16 protein-coding genes are annotated in these 14,245 nt (G+C 70.2%); 14 read left to right on the top strand and 2 right to left on the bottom strand.

Annotated elements, in window-relative coordinates; translation table 11 throughout:
* Positions 1–233: 233 nt before the first annotated feature.
* Entirely contained in the window at positions 234–1,169 is a 936-nt protein-coding gene (locus ACV7NO_RS02225) for a ribose-phosphate pyrophosphokinase (protein WP_463404405.1), read from the bottom strand.
* Between the two features lie 200 nt (positions 1,170–1,369).
* Here ACV7NO_RS02225 and ACV7NO_RS02220 point away from each other — a divergent pair, with 200 nt between their 5' ends.
* The 9 genes from ACV7NO_RS02220 to ACV7NO_RS02180 all read left to right on the top strand — a co-directional run bounded on the left by ACV7NO_RS02220 (position 1,370) and on the right by ACV7NO_RS02180 (position 8,432).
* Complete coding sequence (locus ACV7NO_RS02220; RefSeq protein ID WP_463404404.1) at positions 1,370–2,701, top strand: glutamate--tRNA ligase; 1,332 nt, start codon at positions 1,370–1,372, stop codon at positions 2,699–2,701.
* Positions 2,702–2,853: 152 nt separating this feature from the next.
* Complete coding sequence (locus ACV7NO_RS02215) at positions 2,854–3,513, top strand: energy transducer TonB (RefSeq protein WP_463404403.1); 660 nt, start codon at positions 2,854–2,856, stop codon at positions 3,511–3,513.
* Between the two features lie 243 nt (positions 3,514–3,756).
* Positions 3,757–4,104: a hypothetical protein gene (locus ACV7NO_RS02210; RefSeq protein WP_463404402.1), complete on the top strand. Its 348-nt coding sequence runs from the start codon at positions 3,757–3,759 to the stop codon at positions 4,102–4,104.
* Between the two features lie 23 nt (positions 4,105–4,127).
* On the top strand, positions 4,128–5,096 hold the full coding sequence (gene ribD / locus ACV7NO_RS02205; RefSeq protein ID WP_463404401.1) for a bifunctional diaminohydroxyphosphoribosylaminopyrimidine deaminase/5-amino-6-(5-phosphoribosylamino)uracil reductase RibD: 969 nt from the start codon (positions 4,128–4,130) through the stop codon (positions 5,094–5,096).
* 9 nt (positions 5,097–5,105) lie between these two features.
* Positions 5,106–5,717 (top strand): riboflavin synthase, encoded by a 612-nt coding sequence (locus tag ACV7NO_RS02200; protein ID WP_463404400.1) that lies wholly within the window; start codon positions 5,106–5,108, stop codon positions 5,715–5,717.
* On the top strand, positions 5,701–6,852 hold the full coding sequence (gene ribB, locus ACV7NO_RS02195) for a 3,4-dihydroxy-2-butanone-4-phosphate synthase (RefSeq protein WP_463404399.1): 1,152 nt from the start codon (positions 5,701–5,703) through the stop codon (positions 6,850–6,852). The genes ACV7NO_RS02200 and ribB overlap by 17 nt, the downstream gene beginning before the upstream one ends.
* A gap of 199 nt (positions 6,853–7,051) precedes the next feature.
* Positions 7,052–7,471, top strand: coding sequence for a 6,7-dimethyl-8-ribityllumazine synthase (gene ribH / locus ACV7NO_RS02190; RefSeq protein WP_463404398.1), 420 nt, complete (start codon positions 7,052–7,054; stop codon positions 7,469–7,471).
* Positions 7,468–8,007: a GNAT family N-acetyltransferase gene (locus ACV7NO_RS02185; RefSeq protein WP_463404397.1), complete on the top strand. Its 540-nt coding sequence runs from the start codon at positions 7,468–7,470 to the stop codon at positions 8,005–8,007. The genes ribH and ACV7NO_RS02185 overlap by 4 nt, the downstream gene beginning before the upstream one ends.
* A complete protein-coding gene (locus ACV7NO_RS02180; protein ID WP_463404396.1) occupies positions 8,004–8,432 on the top strand; it encodes a hypothetical protein in 429 nt (142 codons plus the stop codon). The genes ACV7NO_RS02185 and ACV7NO_RS02180 overlap by 4 nt, the downstream gene beginning before the upstream one ends.
* 132 nt (positions 8,433–8,564) lie before the next feature.
* On the opposite strand, the gene ACV7NO_RS02175 is transcribed toward ACV7NO_RS02180, so the two are convergent.
* Positions 8,565–9,674, bottom strand: a complete 1,110-nt coding sequence (locus ACV7NO_RS02175; RefSeq protein WP_463404395.1) for an alkene reductase — start codon at positions 9,672–9,674, stop codon at positions 8,565–8,567.
* A 99-nt stretch (positions 9,675–9,773) separates the two neighbouring features.
* On the opposite strand from ACV7NO_RS02175, the gene ACV7NO_RS02170 reads away from it, so the two are divergent.
* From ACV7NO_RS02170 to ssb, 5 genes are all read left to right on the top strand, one after another.
* Positions 9,774–10,718, top strand: coding sequence for a DMT family transporter (locus ACV7NO_RS02170; protein WP_463404394.1), 945 nt, complete (start codon positions 9,774–9,776; stop codon positions 10,716–10,718).
* Positions 10,715–11,374 (top strand): COQ9 family protein, encoded by a 660-nt coding sequence (locus ACV7NO_RS02165; protein ID WP_463404393.1) that lies wholly within the window; start codon positions 10,715–10,717, stop codon positions 11,372–11,374. Before ACV7NO_RS02170 ends, ACV7NO_RS02165 begins: the two co-directional genes overlap by 4 nt.
* A gap of 130 nt (positions 11,375–11,504) precedes the next feature.
* On the top strand, positions 11,505–11,798 hold the full coding sequence (locus ACV7NO_RS02160) for a FeoA domain-containing protein (RefSeq protein WP_463404392.1): 294 nt from the start codon (positions 11,505–11,507) through the stop codon (positions 11,796–11,798).
* Positions 11,798–13,660, top strand: a complete 1,863-nt coding sequence (gene feoB, locus ACV7NO_RS02155; protein WP_463404391.1) for a ferrous iron transporter B — start codon at positions 11,798–11,800, stop codon at positions 13,658–13,660. Before ACV7NO_RS02160 ends, feoB begins: the two co-directional genes overlap by 1 nt.
* 12 nt (positions 13,661–13,672) lie before the next feature.
* Positions 13,673–14,242: a single-stranded DNA-binding protein gene (ssb, locus tag ACV7NO_RS02150; RefSeq protein ID WP_463404390.1), complete on the top strand. Its 570-nt coding sequence runs from the start codon at positions 13,673–13,675 to the stop codon at positions 14,240–14,242.
* The last annotated feature ends 3 nt before the right edge of the window (positions 14,243–14,245 follow it).

Raw genomic sequence — 14,245 nt, 5'->3', positions numbered from 1 at the left:
TTCCCCTCCCCGTTCGGGCTGAGCCTGTCGAAGCCCTGCCTTTCTTCCTGACCGTCGGGGAAGGAGGGCAGCCCTGCGACTTCGCTCAGGGCGAACGGGTGTGGGGCTAACGGTTCGCTTCGATCGGGACGCCGGCGAAGCCGTCGTCGGACGGGCTCGGCTGCGCCGACCCGCCGGCCGTGCCAGCCGATGCGCTGCGCGCAGTGGCGCGGGCGTGGCCGCGCCTTCGGCCGTCAGTCGAACAAGCTGCTCACGCTCGTCTCGTCCGCGATCCGGCGGATCGCCTCGGCGAGCAGCGGCGCGATCGTCAGCGGGCGGATGCGGGTGGCGGCGGCGAGGACTTCGGCGTTGCCGATCGAATCGGTGATGACGAGTTCGCGCAGCACCGAGCCCTCGACGCGCGCGACCGCGCCGCCCGAGAGCACGCCGTGGGTGACATAGGCGACGACGTCTTCCGCGCCCGCCTGGCGCAGCGCGGCGGCGGCGTTGCACAGCGTGCCCGCCGAATCGACGATGTCGTCGATCAGGATGCAGAACCGGCCCTCGACCTCGCCGATGATGTTCATCACCTCCGATTCGCCCGCGCGCTCGCGGCGCTTGTCGACGATGGCGAGGGGGGCGTTGTCGAGCCGCTTCGACAGCGCGCGCGCGCGCACCACGCCGCCGACGTCGGGGGAGACGACCATGAGGTTCTTCGTGCCGAACCGAGACTTGATGTCCGCCGACATCACCGGCGCGGCGTAGAGATTGTCGGTCGGGATGTCGAAGAAGCCCTGGATCTGACCGGCATGGAGATCGACCGACAGCACGCGGTCCGCGCCCGCGACGGTGATGAGGTTGGCGACGAGCTTGGCGGAGATCGGGGTGCGGGGGCCGGGTTTCCGATCCTGCCGGGCATAGCCCATATACGGGATCACCGCGGTGATCCGCTTGGCCGACGCGCGCTTGAGCGCATCGATGATGATGAGCAGTTCCATCAGGTTGTCGTTGGCCGGGTAGCCGGTCGACTGGATGACGAACACGTCCTCGCCGCGGACATTCTCCTGGATCTCGACGAAGATCTCCTCGTCGGCGAAGCGGCGGACCAGCGCTTCGGTCAACGGCGTCTCGAGATAGGAGGCGATCGCCTGCGCCAGGGGCAGGTTCGAATTGCCGGTGATGAGTTTCATTGGTGCGCCTCCCGAATCATGTCGCCTTAGGAGGTCTTTGGAAACGCGCCAAGGCGCGTTTCGCGACATCGGCCCGCTCCCCCGCCCGACCTCCCACACGGTATCCTGATGGGAGGTCGGGTGGGGAAACGGGCCGGTGCCGCCTTACAAAACGTGCCGGGGGTGGCGAGCGGAAGGGGCGGCTTGTAGGAGCGTGCGCGATGCAGATCGTCACCCGCTTCGCGCCGTCGCCCACCGGGCGGCTCCATGTCGGCAACCTGCGCACCGCGCTCCAGAGCTGGATGTGGGCGCGCGCGAACGGCGGGCGCTTCCTCCTGCGGATCGACGATACCGACGCGGCACGCAGCGAGGAGCGATATGTCGAGGCGATCCGCGCCGATCTCGCCTGGATGGGGATGACCCCCGACGACGAGGTGCGCCAGTCGGCGCGGTTCGCGCTGTACGAGGCGCGGTTCGCGGAACTGGTCGCGAGCGGCCGCGTGTATCCGGCGTATGAGACGACGCAGGAGCTGGAGCTGAAGCGCAAGGTGCGGCTGGGGCGCGGGTTGCCGCCGGTCTATGATCGTGCCGCGCTGGCGCTCTCCGATGCGCAGCGCGCGGCGCTGGAGGCCGATGGCGTCCGGCCGCACTGGCGGTTCCGGCTCGATCACGATGCACCGATCGGGTGGGACGACCGGGTGCGCGGGGGCCAGCGGTTCGATGCGGCGACGATGAGCGATCCCGTCGTGCGGCGCGCGGACGGATCGTGGCTGTACCTGCTGCCGTCGGTGATCGACGATATCGACATGGGCATCACGCATGTGGTGCGCGGCGAGGACCATGTCTCGAACACCGCGACGCAGGTGCAGATGTTCGCCGCGCTGGGGGCGGGCGTGCCCGCGTTCGCGCATGCCGCGCTGCTGACGGGCGCCGAGGGGAAGCTGTCGAAGCGGCTCGGCTCGCTGGGCGTGGATCACTTCCGCGAGGTGGGGATCGAGCCCGCGGCGGTGCGCGCGCTGCTCGCGCGGATCGGGACGAGCGACCCGGTCGAGCCGATCCTCGATGTGGCGCCGCTGCTGGCGACGTTCGACTTCGCGCGGTTCGGGCGTGCGCCGGCGCGGTTCGACGAGGGCGAGCTGGCGCAGCTGAATGCGCGAATCGTCCACCAGCTGCCGTTCGTGGCGGTCGCGGGGCGGCTGCCCGCCGGGATGGACGCGGCGGCGTGGGACGCGGTGCGCGCGAACCTGTCGACGGTGGCCGAGGCGGCGGACTGGTGGCGCGTCGTCGAAGGGCCGATCGAGGCGCCGGACCTGGCGGAGGAGCGCGACTATCTGGACGCGGCGGCCCAGGCGGCGGCGGCGATCGACTGGGCGGGGGACTCGTGGCACGCGCTGACCGCGGCGCTGAAGGCGACGACCGGGCGCAAGGGCAAGGCGCTGTTCCTGCCGCTGCGGCGCGCGCTGACCGGGCTGGATCACGGGCCGGACATGGCGGCGCTGCTGCCGCTGATCGGGCGCGACCGCGCGGTGGCGCGGCTGTCGAGGCAGGACTGAGGTCCGGGGATATTCGCCACCCCGGATCAAGTTCGGGGTGATGGGATGGTTGAGAGTAACATCATAACATCTCTTGCCCGATACGCGTTATGATGTACCATCACTATGCCGGACCGTTCCGGCGGGGAGAGTCGAACAGCAGGAGACGGCGGATGTATGCGGATCGGTATGCGGCCCGGCGCGGGGTCGATGCGAAGAGCCTGGTGGTGGCGATCGGCGTGAACGTGGCGGTGATCGCGGGGCTGGCGCTGTCGTCGCCTGCGGTGCGTGACGGGACGATCGTCAAGCGTTTCACCGCGACCCAGATCCCGCTCGATCCGCCACCCGAACCGGTGCCCCCCGAAGTGAGGTCGCAGCCGCACCAGCAGGCGCGCGCGACGACGCCCGAACGCGTCGAGGCGACGGTGGCGACGGGCGCGACGACGACCGATTTCCCGCTGCCGCCGCTCCCCCCGACGACCGGTGCGGGCGATCCGGGGCCGGTGACGATGGCACCGACGGCGGAGGTGTCGCCGGCGCCGCCGCTGTTCGTCGGCGCTGCGGTCGATCCTGCGTATGCGGCGGGGTTCCAGCCCGACTATCCGCCTAGCGCGCGGCGGGCGGAACAGGAGGGTCGCGTCGTGATCCGCGTGCTGATCGGCATCGACGGGCGGGTGAAGGCGGCGGAGCGCATCGAGGCGACGAACGACGTGTTCTGGACCGCGACCGAGCGGCGCGCGCTGTCGCGCTGGCGGTTCCGCGCGGCGACGAAGGATGGCATTCCCGTCGAGCAGTGGAAGACGATGACGGTGCGGTTCGAACTGTCGCAGTGAGGGGGGCGGGTTCACGCGGAGGTGCGGAGGCGCGGAGGAAGTGGGGCACGCGGCGCCGTTCTCTCGCCGGTCTGCGACCGGCCAGGGTCCGCGCCTCCGCGCGCCCGCATGAACCAGCTTTCCTTGCGTCGTCGCGGGACCCTATCGCGTAGCGAAGGACGAAGCGGGACCGCGGATCAGGTCCGGGGTGACGGTGGAGGCGGGGGCTGGTCTGGGGGGCGGGGTGCGCCTATCTTTGCGGCCATGAGCTATTTCGCCCGCCTGTCGCCCGTCCGCGCGATCCGGGACCTGCGTGTGTTCCTGAGCCAGCGCGAACCGTACGAGATATGGTTCCTGCTGGCCGCGATGGCGATCACCGGGTTCCTGATCTTCGCCTTCATCCATGATTCGGCGATCCCCGCGTCGTACAAGCCCAACATCATCTATGTCGAACAATGGCCCGCCGACCGCACCGAAGCGCAGATCAAGGCGCAGCAGGTGATCGACCAGCGGGCGCGCGACAAGCGCGATGCCGAGCAGGCGGCGCGCGAGGAGGAATTGCGGCTGCAGTTCAAGGCGGTCGACGACAAGCTGAAGAAGTACGGCATCTGACCCCCGCGGAGGACGCGCGCTGGATGGGCGTCGCGCTCGCGCTGGCGGAGCGGACGCGCGGGCGGACCGCGCCCAACCCCAATGTCGGCTGCGTGATCGTCCGGGGCGGGCGCGTCGTCGGGCGCGGATGGACGCAGGCGGGCGGGCGGCCGCATGCCGAGGCGATGGCACTGGCGCAGGCGGGCGAGGCGGCGCGCGGGGCCACGACCTATGTGACGCTGGAGCCCTGCGCGCATGTCTCGGCGCGGGGACCGGCCTGTGCGGACCTGCTGGTCGCGGCCGGTATCGCGGCGGTGGTGGTGGCGATCGGCGATCCCGACGGGCGGACGAACGGCGCGGGGCTGGCACGACTGGCGGCGGCGGGGGTTTCGGTGCGGACGGGGGTATCGGCCGGCGCGGCGCGGCGGTCGATGGCGGGGTTCCTGACGCGACGGTTGCTCGGACGGCCGTTCGTGACGCTGAAGCTGGCGACCTCGCTCGACGGGTGCATCGCGCTGGCGTCTGGCGAGAGCCGGTGGATCACGGGTGCGGAGGCGCGGGCGCACGCGCATCTGGAGCGGAGCCGGCACGAGGCGATCCTGGTCGGGCGCGGGACGTACGAGGCGGACGCGCCGGGGCTCGATGTGCGGCTGGCGGGGCTGGAGGGGCGGTCGCCGGTGCGGGTGGTGCTGTCTGCACGTCATCCCCGCGGAGGCGGGGGTGACGGAGGCGAGGACGGGTGGATGTGGCTCAAGTCGCCCGCCGCGATCGCGGCGCTTCCCGGAGACCATCTGCTCGTCGAGGGTGGGGCGGGCGCGGCGGCGGCGTTCGTGCGGGCGGATCTGGTCGATCGACTGCTGTTGTACCGCGCGCCGATCCTGATCGGGGGCGGGCGCGCGTCGCTGGGCGACATCGGTCTGACAACGTTGACACAAGCGCATGTGCGGTGGCACGCGACCGATGCGCGCCAGCTTGGCAGCGATCGCCTCGAGGTCTACGAGCGGGTGCGTTAGGGAGGACCCATGTTCACCGGAATCGTCACCGACATCGGCACGATCGACCGCGTCGAGACGCGCGGCGACACACGCATCGTGGTGCGCACCGCCTATGATACCGCGACCGTCGACCTGGGTGCGTCGATCGCTTGTTCGGGGGTGTGCCTGACGGTGGTCGACAAGGGTGCGGGATGGTTCGCGGTCGACGTCTCCGGCGAGACGATCAGCAAGACCGCGACCGACCAGTGGACCCCGGGCCGCGCGCTGAATCTCGAGCGCGCGATGAAGCTGGGCGACGAGCTGGGCGGGCATATCGTGACCGGGCATGTCGACGGCGTCGCGCAGGTGGTGTCGGTCGACGCGGTCGGCGATTCGAAGCGGATCGCGGTGACCGTCCCCGCCGCGCTCGCGCCGTTCGTCGCGCCCAAGGGATCGGTGACGGTCGACGGCGTGTCGCTGACGGTGAATACCGTCGAGGATGCGGGCGAAACCTCCACCTTTTCGATCAACGTCATCCCGCACACGCAGGCGATGACGACGCTGGGTGCGCTTGCCGTCGGGCAGGCGGTCAATATCGAGATCGACGTGCTCGCACGCTATCTCCAACGGATGGAGCATTATCGTGGCAAAGCCGGCTGAGGTGGCGCGCCTGCGCCACGCGTTCCTGTCGACCCCCGAAGAGATCATCGACGAGGCGCGTAACGGGCGGATGTTCATCCTGGTCGACGACGAGGATCGCGAGAACGAGGGCGACCTCGTCATCCCCGCGCAGATGGCGACGCCCGAGAAGGTGAACTTCATGGCGCGCCACGGCCGTGGCCTGATCTGCCTCGCGCTGACGAAGCGGCGGGTGGACGAGCTGGGGCTGGGGCTGATGAGCCGGCACAACGGGACGCGGCACGAAACCGCGTTCACCACCTCGATCGAGGCGCGCGACGGGGTGACGACGGGCATCTCCGCCGCGGATCGCGCGCGGACGGTGGCGGTCGCGATCGATTCGTCGAAGGGCGCGGACGAGATCGTGACGCCGGGGCACGTCTTTCCGTTGGTCGCGCGCGACGGCGGCGTGCTGGTGCGCGCGGGCCATACCGAGGCGGCGGTCGACGTGTCGCGGCTGGCGGGGCTCAACCCCTCGGGTGTGATCTGCGAGATCATGAACGAGGACGGGACGATGTCGCGGCTCGACGATCTCGTCGCGTTCGCGCAGCTCCACAACCTGAAGATGGGGACGATCCGCGACCTGATCGCGTATCGCCGACGGCACGACCACCTCGTCGAGAAGCGCGCCGAGATGGCGTTCGAGTCCAGATGGGGCGGGCCGTGGCGCGCGCTGACCTATCACAACAAGGCGACCGGCGACGAGACGATCGCGCTGGTGAAGGGGCGGATCGACCCGACCCAGCCGACGCTGGTGCGGATGCACACCGCATCGTACTTCGTCGACATGTTCGGCGAGACGTCCGAGCGGGCGGGGCTGCTGTCGCGGTCGATGGAGATGATCGCGGACGCGGGCGCGGGGGTGATCGTCGTCATCAACCGGCCGATGAAGGATTCGGTCAGCCGCTTCATCAAGCTGCGCGGCGAGGGCAAGGGCGCGGGCGCGCCCGAGATCGAGGAGCTGCGCGATTACGGCGTCGGTGCGCAGATTCTCGCCGAGCTGGGGGTGGAGGAGATGGTGCTGCTGACGAACACGCACCACGCGCTGGTCGGGCTCGAGGGCTATGGCCTGTCGATCGTCGACGAGCGGCCGATCCCGGGGACGGGCGGGGAGTGAATGCGCACTTTCCAACCCGTTCGTCCTGAGTAGCCGCTGAGCGAAGTCGAAGCGGCGTATCGAAGGACCTTTAGATCGAGCGGGTCCTTCGATACGGGCCCCTTCGACTGCTTGCCTGCGGCAACCGCTCAGGACAGGCTTCACAAGCTCAGTCCCCACTCAGGACGAACGGGGGTGGGTTATTGGGAGTATCAAGGACATGGCCCGTATCCTCATCGTCGAAGCGCGCTTCTACGACCATCTGAACGACATGCTCGTCGCGGGCGCAAAGGCCGCGATCGAAGCGGCGGGGCACGAGGCGGACGTGGTCACCGTGCCGGGCGCGCTGGAGATTCCCGGTGCGATCGTGCTGGCGGCGGACGCGGAGAAGTATGACGCGTTCGTCGCGCTGGGCGTCGTCATCCGCGGCGAAACCTATCATTTCGAGATCGTGTCGAACGAGAGCGCGCGCGGCGTGATGGCGCTGACGATGGACGGGCTGTGCATCGGCAACGGCATCCTGACGACCGAGAACGAAGCGCAGGCGATCGCGCGCGCCGATCCCGCGCAGCTCAACAAGGGCGGCGGCGCGGCCGAGGCGGCGCTGGCGATGCTAGCGCTGAAGGACCGCTGGGGGTGAACGGGCCTATCCTGTTCACCGAGCGGCTGGTGTTGCGGCCGCCGGTCGCGGAGGATTTCCCGGCGTTCGCCGCATTCTGTGCGGACGCCGGGACGATGCGGTTCCTCGGCGGGGCGAAGACGGCGAGTGAGGCGTGGCGCGTGTTCGCGACGATCGCGGGCGCATGGACGATCCGCGGCTATTCCTATTTCTCGGTGATCGAGCGCGCGACCGGCGCGTGGGTCGGCCGGGTCGGGCCATGGATGCCGGAGGGATGGCCCGGGCGCGAGGTCGCATGGGGCGTCGCGCCGGCGTTCGCGGGCCGCGGCTATGCGCAGGAAGCGGCGGTCGCGGCGATGGACTATGCGGTCGACATTCTCGGGTGGGACGACGTGATCCACACGATCGATCCCGGGAACCACGCCTCGATCCGGCTGGCGCAGCGGCTGGGTTCGATCAACCGCGGCGCCACGCAATTGCCGGCGCCGCTGGTGCATTTCCGCGTCGACGCCTGGGGGCAGGGCGCGGCGGACTGGCGCGCGCGGCGGCAGGCATGACCGCGGTCCCCCCGACGCGCTACCGCGTGGTCGAGCGCGGGCGGCGGCTGGAGGTGATCGATACCTGGGCGGAGGCGCGGCCGGCGCCGGTCGCGGCGAAGGACGACGGCGTCCCGCGCGGGGCTGCACCGTTGCTGCCGCCCGCGCCGGTGCGGACGCGGTTCGACGGCGGCGCGGTGCTGACGACGCATGCGCTCTACGGTGACAAGGCACCGCGGACGATCGCGCTGGATCCGGGGTCGGCGGCGGCGATCGGGCGCGCGAAGCTTGTCGCGCTCTTTGCGCTGTTCGCGTTCGTGGTGCTTGCGGTGTGGGTGCCGCTGGTGCTCGCGGTGCCGGTATTGCTCGCGCAGCGGACGACGCGCGAGCGGATCCGGGCGTGGACGACACAGTGGCTGGATCAGGTGGAGCGGGAGGCTTCCTAGGCCGGGGCTCAACCTTCGTCGGTGGGACCGATCGCGCTGCCGCGCGGGTCCCTGGCCGGGGCTGGGCCCCGGCCCCTTCGACTGCCTGCCAAGGCAGGCGCTCAGGACAGGCTTCGCCGGGGTACGGTGCGCCTAGGCGTCGGCGCGCGCGTCCTCGAGAGCGGGGTAGTCGGTGTAGCCCTCGGGGCCTTGCGAGTACCACGTCTTGGCGTCGTCCTTCGCCAGCGGGGCGCCCGTTTCGAGGCGGGCGGGGAGGTCCGGGTTGGCGATGAAGGTGCGGCCGAAGCTGATCGCGTCCGCCACGCCCGAATCGATTGCGGCCTGCGCCTCCGCGACGCTGGTATAGTCCGAGTTCAGGACGAGGGGGTTGGTGAACGCCTTGCGGATCGCCGGGCTGAGTTTCGGGACGTCGGTGCGGCCGAAGGTGCCGTTCGGGCCGGGCTCGCGCAGTTCGAGGAACGCGATGCCGATGTCCTGCAGCAGCGCGGCGGCGGGGAGGAAGACCGCGTGGGGATCGCTGTCGTCGACGCCCTGCGACTCGCCGTTGGGCGACAGCCGCACCGACGTGCGGTCGGCGCCCGCGACCGAGGCGACGCGTGTCGCGACCTCGCGGAGCAGACGGACGCGGTTTTCGGGTGCGCCGCCATAGGCGTCGGTGCGGTGGTTGGCGCCGTCGCGCAGGAACTGGTCGATCAGATAGCCGTTCGCGGCATGGATCTGGACCCCGTCGAACCCGGCCGCGAGCGCGTTTTCGGTCGCGCGGGCATAGTCCTCGATCAACCGCGGGATCTCGTCGATGTCGAGCGCGCGCGCGGTCTCGAAGTCCTTCTTGCCCTCATAGGTGTGCGCCTGCCCCGTGGTCGCGGTGGCGGAGGACGATACGGGCTGCCCGCCGATCACCGACGAGTGGACCTGCCGGCCCATGTGCCACAACTGCGCGACGATCCGCCCGCCCGCGTCGTGGACCGCCTGCGTCACCGGCTTCCATGCGGCGACCTGCGCGTCGGTCCACAGGCCCGGCGCGAACGGCCAGCCCAGCCCCTCGCGGCTCATTCCCGTCGCTTCGGAGATGATGAGACCGGCCGAGGCGCGCTGCGCGTAATAGTCGCGCATGATCGGGGTCGGCACCGCCTCGCGATCCGCGCGGCCGCGGGTGAGCGGGGCCATAAGGATACGATTTGGCGCGTCGATCGCGCCGAGCCGGATCGGATCGAACAGGCTGGGTCGAGCTGAGTCTGGCATCGGGGCGTTCCTTCGCGCTTAAGTCTTGGTTCGAGACTGACTTGCCGGAGATAGGTGCTAGGGGGCCATATGCACCAGAGCGAGCCGCCAAGAAATGTTATGCCGCGGCCAATCACAACCGTGATCCCGTCTTCGGGCGGCGCGCGTGCGTTCATCGCGCTGGCGATCGCGAACGTGGCGCTGGCGTTCGGGCCGCTGTTCGTGCGGATGGCGGATACCGGGCCGGTCGCGGCGGCGTTCTGGCGGATGGCGCTGGCGACCCCGGTGCTGCTGGTCGCGGCGATCGCGACGCGGGGGATGCCGGGCGGGATGACGCTGCGGCTGCCGCGCGCGCGGTGGTGGCTGCTGGGTACGGCGGGCGTGGCGTTCGCGCTCGATCTGGGGAGCTGGCACGTCGGCATCCTCCACACGACGATGGCGAACGCGACGCTGCTGGGGAATTGCGCGACGTTCCTGTTCCCGATTTGGGGATTCCTGGTCGCCAGGGCGTGGCCGTCGCGGACGCAAGGGCTTGCGCTCGCGCTGGCGGCGGCGGGCGCGGCGCTGCTGATGGGGCGGTCCTACGAGCTCGATCCGCGGCATCTGGCGGGCGACCTGCTGTGCGTGTTCGCGGGCGTGCTCTATGCGACCTATTTCGTGCTGATGAGCGGGATCCGGCGGACGATGGCGCCGCTGCCCGCGCTGGCGCTGTCGTCGTGCGCCGCGCTGCTGCCGCTGCTGGGATTCGCGTGGGTGCTGGGCGAGACGATCGTGCCGCGCGACTGGGTGCCGATGGCGTTGCTGGCGATCGTGTGCCAGCTGATCGGGCAGGGGTGCATGATCTATGCGCTGGGCAAGCTGTCGCCGCTGGTGATCGGCCTTGCGCTGCTGATCCAGCCGGTGGTCGCGGCGGCGGTGGGCTGGGGCGTCTATGGCGAGCGACTGGGCGCCCCCGATCTGGCGGGGATCGCGATGGTGGCGGCGGCGTTGGTCCTGGTGCAGCGGCGCCCGCGGGTTGCCAAGCCCGCGACAACCGCCGACATGACGTCCAAGGAGCCGATATGACCGACTGGACCGACGCCACGCTCGACGAGATTCGCACCGCGCTGGCGCCCGCGATCGCGGAGAATGCCGCGTTCGACGGCTGGACGCCTGCCGCGCGCGATCTGGCGGCCGACATGCTGGGCGTCGACCGCGACGTCGCCGCGCTCGCCTTTGCGGACGGGGCGGTCGCGATGATCGACGCATGGTTCGCCGCGATCGACGACGCGATGGCGGCGGCGGTGCCCGAAGCGGCGCTGGCCGCGATGAAGGTCCGCCGGCGGATCGCCGCGCAGATCGAGGCGCGGCTGGAGACGGTGGCGCCCAACCGCGAGGCGCTGCGCCGTGCGCTGGCGATCCTGGCGATGCCGCAGAACGTCGCGAAGGGCGCGGCGCTCGGCTGGCGCAGCGTCGACCGGATCTGGCGGCGCGCGGGCGATACCGCGACCGACTACAACCACTATACCAAGCGCGGCATCCTGTTCGCGGTGTATGGCGCGACCGTCACGGTCTTCCTCGACGACGACAGCGAGGATTTCGCGGCAACGCGCGGGTTCCTCGACCGGCGGATCGACGGGATCCTGCGGTTCGAGAAGGCCAAGGCGGGGTTCGCGCAGCGGACGCGGCATCGGCCGAGCCTGGCGCGGTTCGTCGGGCGGCTGCGCTATCCGGTGGTGTGAGGGCGACGTTCGGCGGACGCTCGGCCCCTTTCGTCGTCTATAAGAAGAAGCGGGACCCCGGATCAGGTCCGGGGCGACGATCCGCGCTTCGGCAATTGATAATCGTTCGCAGCCGCGCTATCTGCGTCGCGTGTCCGGTTCCAGCCCCAAACTCGGCCTAAGCCTCGAGTCCCTTCCCCGTCGGCGTCCTGCGCAGGTCGCGACGATCGATTGGGCGCGGCTGGCGCTGCCCGAGGCGCGGCGGTTGCGCGAACTGGGGTTCGACGAGGGCGTCGGTGTCGAGGTGCTTCACCGCAGCGTGCTCGGCAAAGGGCCGATCGCGTGCCGGATCGGGCGGATGACCGTCGCGTTGCGGCGCGCGGTCGCGGCCGCGATCCTCGTCTCCGTCGATCCCGCGCCCGCCGACCTGCTGCCCGCGGAATAGTGAGCGCGCTGCCCCTGGTCGCGCTGGTCGGCAATCCCAATGCCGGCAAGAGCGCCTTGTTCAACGCGCTGACCGGCGCGCGGCAGAAGGTAGGCAATTATCCGGGCGTCACGGTCGAGCGCCATTCGGGGCGACTGTCGCTCGACGACGGACGGCCGATCGAACTGGTCGACCTGCCCGGCGCGTACAGCCTCGAGCCGTCGTCCCCCGACGAACGCGTGACGCGCGACGTGCTGCTGGGCAGGCAGGCGGGCGAGCGGCTGCCCGACGCGCTGGTCGTGGTGATCGACGCGGCCAATCTCGACAACCATCTGCGCTTCGCGCTCCAGCTGATCGCGCTGGGGCTGCCGGTGGTGGTGGCGCTCAACATGATCGACCTGGCGGAACGCGACGGGCTGGTGCTCGACCCCGCAGTGTTGCGGCGCGAGCTGGGCGTGCCGGTGATCGCGACAGTGGCGGTAAGGAAGCGCGGGCTCGACGATCTGCGCGCGGCGATGACGGATGCGATCGGCGGCGCGGTCACCGTGCTGCGGCCCTCGGACGGAAGCGTGCAGGACGATATCGTGACGCTCCAGCGGCGCGCGCGCGGAATCGCGGCGGCGGCGACGGTGAGCGAGACGCCGGTGCGACGCTGGACGCACCTGCTCGATTCGGTCGCGCTGCATCCGGTGAGCGGGCCGGTGCTGCTCGTCGCGCTGCTGTTCGTGATGTTTCAGGCGGTGTTTTCGTGGTCCGAGGCGCCGATCGCGTGGATCGAGGCGGGGTTCGTCGCGCTGGAGGCGGCGGTGCGCGGCGCGATGCCCGACGGCGTGCTGCGCAGCCTCGTCACCGACGGGGTGATCGCGGGCGTTGGCGCGGTGCTGGTGTTCCTACCGCAGATCCTGATCCTGTTCGCGTTCATCCTGGTGCTGGAGGCGACCGGCTACATGGTGCGCGCGGCGTTCCTGATGGACCGGGTGATGAGCCATGTCGGCCTGTCGGGGCGCGCGTTCATCCCGCTGCTGTCGAGCTTTGCGTGCGCGGTGCCCGGGATCATGGCGACGCGGACGATCGACGACGAGAAGGACCGGCTGACGACGATCCTGATCGCGCCGCTGATGACGTGTTCCGCACGGCTGCCGGTCTACACGATCATCATCGGCGCGTTCATCCCGAACCGTCAGGTGCTGCCGTTCGTCGGCCTGCAGGGGCTGGTGCTGCTGGGGCTGTACCTGATGGGGATCGTCGGCGCGTTCGCCGCGGCGCTGCTGCTGCGGCATACGGTGACGAAGGGGGCGTCGTCGGGCTTCATGATGGAGATGCCGAAGTACCAGTGGCCGCAGCCGCGCGACGTCGCGATCGGGCTGTGGAGCCGCGCCGCGATCTTCCTGAAGCGCGCAGGGACCATCATCGCGCTGACGACGATCGTGCTGTGGGCGCTGCTGAGCTTTCCGCGTGCGCCGGTGGGCGGTCCCGTCAGCCAGGTCGACTATTCGATCGCAGGGCGGATCGCGAACGGGCTGGAGGTGGTCGTCCGCCCGATCGGGTTCAACCGCGACATCGCGCTGGCGCTGATCCCCGCGATGGCGGCGCGCGAGATGGCGGTGGCGGCGATCGGCACCGTCTATGCGATCGACGACACCGAAGGCGCGAAGGGTCAGCAGACGATGGTCGAGAAATTGCGCGCGCGGTGGAGCTTGCCGACCGCACTCGCGTTCCTGATGTGGTTCGTGTTCGCGCCGCAGTGCATTTCGACGATCGCGGTGACCAGGCGGGAGACCAACGGGTGGAAATGGCCGGCGTTCATGGTCGGCTACCTTTTCGCCGCGGCGTATGTCATGGCGGGCGCGACATATTGGCTGGCGGTATTCGCCGGGTTGTAAAAGAGGCGGAACATGGCGGGTAGCGTCAACAAGGTCATCATCGTCGGCAATCTGGGTCGCGATCCCGAATCGAAATCGTTCCAGAACGGCGGCAAGGTGGTGAACCTGCGGATCGCGACGAGCGAATCGTGGAAGGACCGCAACACCGGCGAGCGCAAGGAAAAGACCGAGTGGCACTCGGTCGCGATCTTCAGCGAAGGGCTGGCGAACGTCGCGGAGAAGTATCTGCGCAAGGGCTCGAAGGTGTATATCGAGGGCCAGCTCCAGACGCGCAAATGGCAGGACCAGTCGGGCAACGACCGCTATTCGACCGAGATCGTGCTGCAGGGCTTCAACGCGGTGCTGACGATGCTCGACGGTCCCGGCGGCGGCCAGGGCGGCGGCGGCGGCGCGCGTGACGATTTCGGCGGCGGCGACGACTTCGGCGGCGGCTATTCGGGCGGCGGTGGAAGCCGTGGCGCCGGTTCGGGCGGTAGTTCGGGCGGCCGGGGCGGGTTCGGCCAAGGCGGCGGCGGTGCGAGCGGCGGCGGCAATGCCGGTGGCGGGTTCGCGGACGACCTCGACGACGACGTGCCGTTCTAAGCG

The sequence above is a fragment of the Sphingomonas sp. Ell38C01 genome, from assembly GCF_055231975.1.
This window is presented reverse-complemented; position numbering and strand designations above follow the sequence as displayed.

Coding starts and splice junctions, on each gene's coding strand:
- ACV7NO_RS02225 (WP_463404405.1), bottom strand. CDS start 1,169: ATGAAACTCATCACCGGCAATTCGAACCTGCCCCTGGCGCAGGCGATC.
- ACV7NO_RS02220 (WP_463404404.1), top strand. CDS start 1,370: ATGCAGATCGTCACCCGCTTCGCGCCGTCGCCCACCGGGCGGCTCCAT.
- ssb (WP_463404390.1), top strand. CDS start 13,673: ATGGCGGGTAGCGTCAACAAGGTCATCATCGTCGGCAATCTGGGTCGC.
- ACV7NO_RS02180 (WP_463404396.1), top strand. CDS start 8,004: ATGACCGCGGTCCCCCCGACGCGCTACCGCGTGGTCGAGCGCGGGCGG.
- ACV7NO_RS02215 (WP_463404403.1), top strand. CDS start 2,854: ATGTATGCGGATCGGTATGCGGCCCGGCGCGGGGTCGATGCGAAGAGC.
- ACV7NO_RS02210 (WP_463404402.1), top strand. CDS start 3,757: ATGAGCTATTTCGCCCGCCTGTCGCCCGTCCGCGCGATCCGGGACCTG.
- ACV7NO_RS02170 (WP_463404394.1), top strand. CDS start 9,774: ATGCCGCGGCCAATCACAACCGTGATCCCGTCTTCGGGCGGCGCGCGT.
- ACV7NO_RS02165 (WP_463404393.1), top strand. CDS start 10,715: ATGACCGACTGGACCGACGCCACGCTCGACGAGATTCGCACCGCGCTG.
- ACV7NO_RS02200 (WP_463404400.1), top strand. CDS start 5,106: ATGTTCACCGGAATCGTCACCGACATCGGCACGATCGACCGCGTCGAG.
- ribD (WP_463404401.1), top strand. CDS start 4,128: ATGGGCGTCGCGCTCGCGCTGGCGGAGCGGACGCGCGGGCGGACCGCG.
- ribH (WP_463404398.1), top strand. CDS start 7,052: ATGGCCCGTATCCTCATCGTCGAAGCGCGCTTCTACGACCATCTGAAC.
- ACV7NO_RS02175 (WP_463404395.1), bottom strand. CDS start 9,674: ATGCCAGACTCAGCTCGACCCAGCCTGTTCGATCCGATCCGGCTCGGC.